At 61.7% G+C, this 7,737-nt stretch carries 5 protein-coding genes and 2 pseudogenes; 3 read left to right on the top strand and 4 right to left on the bottom strand.

The window, feature by feature from the left end; all coding sequences use genetic code 11:
* Positions 1 to 1,430 (bottom strand): annotated as a pseudogene (locus tag Q0S71_RS18370) (hypothetical protein); the annotation flags it as partial.
* 377 nt (positions 1,431 to 1,807) lie between these two features.
* On the opposite strand from Q0S71_RS18370, the gene Q0S71_RS18365 reads away from it, so the two are divergent.
* From Q0S71_RS18365 to nhaA, 3 genes are all read left to right on the top strand, one after another.
* Positions 1,808 to 3,517, top strand: coding sequence for an outer membrane beta-barrel protein (locus tag Q0S71_RS18365; protein ID WP_295999020.1), 1,710 nt, complete (start codon positions 1,808 to 1,810; stop codon positions 3,515 to 3,517).
* Positions 3,518 to 3,671: 154 nt separating this feature from the next.
* A complete protein-coding gene (locus Q0S71_RS18360; RefSeq protein WP_295999018.1) occupies positions 3,672 to 3,986 on the top strand; it encodes a hypothetical protein in 315 nt (104 codons plus the stop codon).
* 124 nt (positions 3,987 to 4,110) lie between these two features.
* Positions 4,111 to 5,283, top strand: a complete 1,173-nt coding sequence (nhaA, locus tag Q0S71_RS18355; RefSeq protein WP_295999015.1) for a Na+/H+ antiporter NhaA — start codon at positions 4,111 to 4,113, stop codon at positions 5,281 to 5,283.
* Positions 5,284 to 5,304: 21 nt separating this feature from the next.
* Here the strand turns inward: nhaA and Q0S71_RS18350 are convergent.
* From Q0S71_RS18350 to Q0S71_RS18340, 3 genes and pseudogenes are all read right to left on the bottom strand, one after another.
* Positions 5,305 to 6,474: pseudogene (locus Q0S71_RS18350) on the bottom strand (VWA domain-containing protein).
* A gap of 16 nt (positions 6,475 to 6,490) precedes the next feature.
* Positions 6,491 to 7,084: a GNAT family protein gene (locus tag Q0S71_RS18345; RefSeq protein WP_295999022.1), complete on the bottom strand. Its 594-nt coding sequence runs from the start codon at positions 7,082 to 7,084 to the stop codon at positions 6,491 to 6,493.
* 11 nt (positions 7,085 to 7,095) lie between these two features.
* The coding region (locus tag Q0S71_RS18340; RefSeq protein WP_295999011.1) for a MoxR family ATPase at positions 7,096 to 7,737 on the bottom strand (642 nt) is incomplete at its 5' end.

Raw genomic sequence — 7,737 nt, 5'->3', positions numbered from 1 at the left:
AACCGCTCTCGCGCCACCGCGCCACACGCACCCGCCATTGCTCCTCTCGCTCCTTGTTCCCCATCACCATCTCCATCTCCAAAAGTCGGAGTCTGGGCAAACCGATTAAGGTTTTGAAGATGGGCGGGCTGGACGCTTACTATGTAATGCATGGTTTGCCGCGTCAGGTTGGCGTAGCATTCCTTGACGGCTTTTTCACCGTAAAGCGGCTCGGTGCGCAGCAGCTGAATGTTATGCTGGCCTTCCGGTACATCAAATTCTTTCCAGTGGATGCTCTTACGCCGTTGAATAAAATCGAGCTCCCTGGCCGGACGGTCCCGTTCCGCGATCACATCGCGCGTCGCATAGGGATTGTCGAGCGCGTGGGTGGACGCCATCGCCGCCATGGCGAGCCAGTAATTTTTTGGAAAAGTGGCGCCGAGATGTTGGGATTTTTCCCACGCCTGGCAGAAATTATGATTGAGGTCGCACAGTATCGATCCGAGCAGGCGACAGGAGACGTCCTGATAGGGTTTGGTGATGCGGCTGTGCTGGTCGATGTAGTATTGGACCAGACGCTCCTTGTCCGCTTGTTGTTGCTCGGTGTAGATATAGCCGGAGGCCGCCGGGTAGAGCTCTCCCTGTTTCCACGCCGCCTTCTGTAGCGCCACATGGTCCATCGTATAAAACCGCTCACGGCGCGGGTCGCGGAACAGGTGCTGCTCGGTGTCCCAAAAGTCGGTGATGGAATTGTGTCCCATCACATAGCCTATGGCCCATGCGGGGTCTTCATAGTCCATCAAGATCATTTTCTGGTGATGGCTGGCATAGTGTTCGGCCAGGTCCGCCTTCCATCCCGACGGCGGCGATTCTCCGGACAAGGACTGGTCGCGGCACGAGCCGGGAACGTCGCGCACCTGGAAATGAATGTTCGGCACCGCGCCGGCGCAAACCTTCGCATACCATTCGGCGTTGTAACTCTGGTGGAACTCGCTGTAAAAACCTGAATCGGCAGTGCTACCGACGTGGGGGAAGCGCGTGCCGTAATAGCCGGGATTGTTATTGGTATGCATCTGCGCCAGGGCGTCGTCGTGCCAGACCAGCAAGCGGACCTCGACGGGGTGCCGCTGGCGCGTCGCAATTTCTATCAGCAAGTCGCCGTAGCGCTGCCCCGCTTCGGCGGTGGCGCCGCGTACCAGCACCATGCCGGGGTCGAAGCCCCAGGTGATGATGTCGACGCTGTGCTTGGCCCGTTTCAGGTCATAGGCGATTTTCTTGAACACCGCTTCGCCGCATATCAACGGCTCTATCACGCAATAATAGCGGGGATCATAAACGGGGTGCGGCGCCCTGACGAACCACGGCTGCGTGAGGCACTGATAGGGCGGGGAATTTCTACGGTAAGATAATTTTTGATCGTACAAGCCGACATTGCTGTTCATCTGATTCATGGCGTGGCCTCTGCAAATGAGTGGGGGGTCATTAGCTCGATGGTTCATCGCGCGGCCCACCGCGCTCTTGAGCGGAATGCCGGTGTCGTTCGACGGCACCTTGGCATCAACGCGGAAGTCGCGGCCGCCAAGTTGCCACCGTCAGCGTGTGGCAGACGCGTCGGTGCTCTGTCAAGTGTCAGACTATAGATGCGAGGAATCGAACGAGTATTGAGGGCACTCAAACGGATTCGTCGTGCGGAACGAAAATTTTCACTCTCCACTTTTACGCAATCTTTACAGGCCCGCCCGGTCTTTTTGCAAAATTTTTATACCTCCCTTGATACGCTTTGTCACGTGCTGAAAAGCGCATTTAAAATATCAAAGGGAGTATCGGAATGACTAAGAACACCACCATGCGCCGCGGCTTTGCCACGGCGTGTGCCGGTCTTGGACTGCTGGCCATGAGCGCGGTCCATTCGACTTACGCGCAAGCCGTAATGTCGCCCCCGGCCACCCCGGCGGCGAGCGGCGGCGCGGCTGCGGGATGCGCGCCCGGCTCGGCGCAGCAATCGCTGTCGCAGCGTCTCGTGAGCAGCTACAAGGATTACCTGGCCTGGAACGGCGACCCGGCCGATACCCCGCCGAACTGGCGCGAAGGCTATGCGCCGCCGCCCGTGTCGAGCGCGCCGATGCCGTTCGCGAACTGGCCTATCGGCGGCACCGAAAACATCGGCTACGAAAATCAGTACAACGGTCCGCTGATGGATGCGATCTATTGCGGCGCCGACGGCCAGGCCTGGAAGGATAGCCGCGTCACCGTCTACGGCTGGTTCAACGCCGGCGGTAACCTCAGTTCTTCGCACAGCAATTACAACACCTCGAACGGCACCGGCGGTAACTTCCCGGCCGCGTATTCGTACGCGCCCAACACGATCCAGATGGACCAGGTGGCGCTGTACCTGGAGCGCACCCCGGACGAAGTTCAGCACGACCATTTCGACTGGGGCTTCCGTATCGCCACGCTGTGGGGCACCGACGCCAAGTACACTTACTCGCGCGGCGTTTTCAGCAACCAGTTCACGAACGGGAACGGCAAGGTCGCCAAGTACGGCTATGACATTCCGATGGCTTACGTCGAAGGCTATTTCCCGCACGTCGGAGACGGCATGAACGTGCGCGTGGGCCGCTATATTTCGGTGCCGGACATCGAGGCGCAGCTGGCGCCGAACAATTACACCTACAGCCACTCGCTGTTGTATTCCTATGACCCGTACACGCAGGAAGGCGTGGTCGCGACCATCAAGCTCAATAAGAACTGGGCGATCCAGCCGCAGATCAATCTCGGTAACGACGTCGCCGGCTGGTACAAGCAGTCGGTCCCGCAGACCTACGTGAACGCCGCCGGCAATACGGTCCACAACCCGAACGCCGGCCAGCAATATGGCAGCCAGGTCACGCCCGCCCTGTGCGTGCAGTGGACCTCCGATTCCGGCAACGACGCCATCTATCCCTGTTTGAACGGCGCCAAGCCGATCGGGAACTCGGGTAACTTCGGCTGGAATAATTTGCAGCACGAAGTGGCGACCTGGTATCACAAGTTCAACGACCAGTGGCATATGTCCAGCGAAGCCTGGTATATGTATCAGAAGAACACGCCGAACATGCAGAACGTCGACGGTCCGGCGCTGTGGAATTCCTATTTCGGCAGCAGCAATTCGGTCGGCGGTCCGTTCGGCGCGATGGGCGGCCGCGGTTGCGGTCCCAAGGACGGTGTCACCTGCACGTCGAAGGAATGGGCTTTCGTGAACTATGTGATTTACCAGCCGACGCCGCGCGACTACTTCGCCTTCCGCACCGACTTCTTCGACGACACCAACGGCCAGCGCACCGGCTTCGCCACCCGCTACAGCGAATTTTTGGTGAGCTGGAATCACTGGCTGGGCAAGGCGGTGACGATCCGTCCCGAAATCCGCTACGAACACGCCGGCGTGGGCGCTTATAACAATCCGTGTCCGGTCGCCGGCACCGCCGGTTGCGGCAATACCGTGACGGCGGGCTCGAAGTCGCAGACCATGTTCGCGATGGATGTCATCGTCCACTTCTGATGACGCCCGGGATGACTATCGGTTAGCATGTTGAAAGTCGGCGTTGCGTATCCACGCGGCGCCGACGCTAGTGCGCCGCGTCCACACCCGGACGCGGCGTGGTTGTCGCCGGCGTTATCAACGCCGGCGATGGGATTAATCTACGGACTACATTGTGAAAAAAATAGCACTCATCGCCATCGTGTTCGGCTATCTGACGGCGCTCGTTCCGGCACACGCATCGCAGGATCCATCGGTGGCGCAAGCGGTCAAGAATCATTCTGCCGTGGCGCAGCAACAGCAGCAGGTCGCCGCAACGGCTCCGGTGGCGCAAGCCCAGCATGTGACGCAGCCGCTCGATCACGGCCCGCGCGCGCAAAGCACGCCGTGGCTGAACCAGCAGGCGCGCCAGCATGCGGCGCAGGCGGATCAAACCAGGATGGCCACCCATCCGGCCCCGGTCAACGAGCATCCAGCGGCGAGCAATTAATATCCGCCGGGGGCGCAGGCATCGCGGCTTGCGCCCTGCTTGCGATATACTGCGCGCAGGGTGATCGTGCCGCTTCCGGCATGACAGGATGTGCGATGGTCGGGCCGCCACGCGGGGCTACGCCATGCAAATTGAACTCTCGCTGTCTCAAAGCTTCAAGGAATTCGCCAGCTCGGGTAAAGCCGGCGGCATCGTCCTCATTTTCTGCACCCTGATCTCGCTGGTCATCGCGAACTCTCCGGCCGGTCACGCCTACCTGGCATTCTGGCACCTGCACATCGCCGGCCTCAGTGTCGAACTGTGGGTCAACGATGCGCTGATGGCGATATTTTTTCTGCTCATCGGCCTGGAGCTGGAACGCGAGTTGTACAACGGCGAATTGGCGGACATGAAGAAGGCGCTGCTGCCCATGCTGGCCGCAGCCGGCGGCATCGTGGTGCCGGCTTCGATCCACTTTGGCCTGAACCACGGCAGCGCGACCCAGGCCGGCCTTGGCATCCCGATGGCCACCGATATCGCATTCGCGCTGGGCGTGCTGGCCTTGCTGGGCGACCGCGTGCCGGCATCGCTGAAAATCTTCCTGACCGCGCTGGCGGTGATGGACGACCTGGGCGCGATCGTCGTCATCGCGCTGTTTTACACCGCGCAGCTGTCGCTGGCCTACCTCGCCGCCGCGCTGGCCGTCTTCATCGCGCTGCTGGCGATGGGCCGCGTGCTGCGCGTGATGGCGCTGACGCCGTATCTGCTGGGCGGCGCGCTGATGTGGTTCCTGATGTTCAAGTCGGGCGTGCACGCCACCATCGCCGGCGTGCTGCTGGCGTTCGCCATTCCCTACTCCGCGAAACAGGACGACGCCGGCTCGCCGTCGCATCGGCTGGAGCACGCGCTACACAAGCCGGTCGCCTTTTTGATCCTGCCGGTGTTCGCGCTGGCCAATACGGGTATCGTGATCGGCGGCGGGTGGATGCAGGATCTGCTGTCGTCGAACAGCCTGGGGATCATACTCGGACTGGCGGTCGGCAAGCCGATAGGCATCGCCGTCGCCTGCGCCGTCGCCGTCGGCCTGGGAGTGTGCCGCTTGCCCGATGGACTGGCGTGGCGCCACGTGTTCGGCGCCGCGCTGCTGGGCGGCATAGGCTTTACGATGGCCATCTTCATCACCAACCTCGCCTTCCCCGCGCAGGCCGATGTCGTCAACGCCGCCAAGATGGCGATCCTGGCCGCGTCGCTGGTGGCCGGCGTGGCCGGCTACGCGTGGCTGGCGCTGCAGGGGCGGCGGCGCGCCGGCCAGCCGTGAGGCCGGGGTTTATTAGCCCACCTATTTGCTCAGCGTGCGCATCGCCCGTTCCAGTCCGTCCATCGTCAGCGGGAACATGCGGTTGTTCATCAGCTGCTTGATGATGGCGATCGACTGGCGGTACTGCCACACGCCTTCCGGCTCGGGATTCAGCCACGCGAATTTCGGGAAGGCGCTGGTGAAGCGCGCCAGCCATGCGGCGCCGGCTTCCTCGTTGTTGTATTCGACCGAGCCGCCCGCTTGCAGCACTTCGTAGGGGCTCATGGTGGCGTCGCCGACGAATATCAGCTTGGTGTCGGCCGGGTATTTGCGCAGGATGTCCCAGGTCGGGAAGCGCTCGGAATGGCGGCGCCGGTTGTTCTTCCACATATAGTCGTAGACGCAGTTGTGGAAGTAGAAGAACTCCATGTTCTTGAATTCGGTCTTCGATGCCGAGAACAGTTCCTCGGTGCGTTCGATGTGGTCGTCCATGGTGCCGCCGACGTCGAACAGCATCAGCACCTTGATGTTGTTTTTGCGCTCGGGCCGCATCCTGATGTCGAGGAAGCCGGCGTTGTTGGCGGTGGCGCGGATGGTCGCGTCGAGCGCCAGTTCGTCCTCGGCGCCCTGGCGCGCGAACTTGCGCAGCCGGCGTAGCGCGACCTAGATGTTGCGGGTGCCCAGTTCGCGCTCGCCGTCGTAGTCCTTGTAGGCGCGCGCCTCCCATACTTTGACCGCCGTGCGGTTGCCGCCCTTGCCGCCGATGCGCACGCCCTCGGGATTGCTGCCGCCGTTGCCGAAGGGCGAAGTGCCGCCCGTGCCTATCCATTTGCTGCCGCCTTCGTGGCGCTCCTTCTGTTCCTTGAGCAGCTCGTTGAGGCGGTCCATCAGTTTGTCGTAGCCGAATTTTTCCAGCTGCGCTTTCTGTTCGTCGGACAGCTCGCGCTCCATGCGCTTGAGCAGCCAGTCGAGCGGGATGGCGCTATTGGTTTCAAAGGCACCGTCGATGCCCTTGAAGTATTGGGCGAAGGCGCGGTCGAATTTGTCGAAGTGGGCTTCGTCCTTCACCAGCGTCAATCGAGACAGATAATAGAAGTCGTCCATCGACGCTGCGATGACGTTCTTCTGCATCGCTTCGAGCAGCGTCAGGAATTCCTTGATCGACACCGGGATCTTGGCGTCTTTCAGCGTGAAGAAAAAATCGATCAGCATAATATTCGCGTCCGGCTCAGCGCTTTGCGCCCGTCTCTAATTTATACCAAAGGTGCGCTTTGATTTCGGGCCACTCGCCGCGCGTCATGCTGTACATGACGGTGTCGCGCACGGTGCCGTCGCGGCGCAGCGCGTGGTGGCGCAGCACGCCGTCGCGTTTCGCGCCCAGGCGTTCGATGGCGGCCTGCGATGCGTGGTTGTAGTTGTCGGTGCGCAGTCCGACCAGGGCGCAGCCCAGCGTTTCGAAGGCGTGGGTCAGCATCATGATCTTGCAGCTGGTGTTGACGTGGCTGCGCTGGCGGCTTTTGGCGTACCAAGTGTAGCCGACTTCGGCGCGGTCGATGGCGGGCATGACGTCGTGGTAGCTGGTGGTGCCCATCACCGCGCCGCTGGCGATGTCGATCACGGCGTAGGCGAAGCGCGACGGCCGCATCTCGATGGCGCGCGCGATGTAGGATTCCACTTCTTCCGGCTCCGGCACCGACGTCACGCGCAGCGTCCACAGTTCGCCGTCGGCGGCGGCGGCGCGCAGGCCGTCGGCATGGTGGGGCGCCAGCGGCTCCAGGCGCACGCCGTTCAGTTCCATCGTCAGCGGCGCGATGTTTTCCAGCAGTGCGTTCATCAGCGGTTGGTCCTCGACATGAAGACCAGGCGCTCGAACAGGTGCACGTCCTGCTCGTTCTTCAGCAGCGCGCCGTGCAGCGGCGGCACGACGGCCTTGGCGTCCTTGCTGCGCAGCGCTTCGGGCGGGATGTCGCTGGCCAGCAGCAGCTTGAGCCAGTCGAGGAATTCCGACGTCGACGGTTTTTTCTTCAGGCCCGGCACGTCGCGCACCTCGTAAAAGGTTTGCAGCGCCTGCGCCAGCAGCTCCTTCTTCAAATTCGGATAGTGGACGGCGACGATCTGCTCCATCGTGTCGCGGTCGGGGAATTTAATATAGTGGAAGAAGCAGCGGCGCAAAAAGGCGTCCGGCAGTTCCTTCTCGTTGTTGGAGGTGATGATGACCAGCGGACGGTGGGTGGCGACCACCATCTCGCGCGTTTCGTAGACGTAGAATTCCATGCGATCGAGTTCGCGCAGCAGGTCGTTGGGGAATTCGATGTCGGCCTTGTCGATTTCGTCGATCAGCAGCACCACCGGTTCCGGCGCCGTGAAGGCTTGCCACAGCACGCCCTTGACGATGTAGTTGTGGATGTCGCGCACGCGCTCGTCGCCCAGTTGCGAGTCGCGCAGGCGCGAGACGGCGTCGTACTCGTACAGGCC

It is taken from the genome of Rugamonas sp., from assembly GCF_025354735.1.
In the GTDB taxonomy this organism is placed as follows: domain Bacteria; phylum Pseudomonadota; class Gammaproteobacteria; order Burkholderiales; family Burkholderiaceae_D; genus Rugamonas.
Note: the sequence above shows the minus strand (reverse complement) of the source record. Positions and strands in the feature narration are given on the sequence as shown.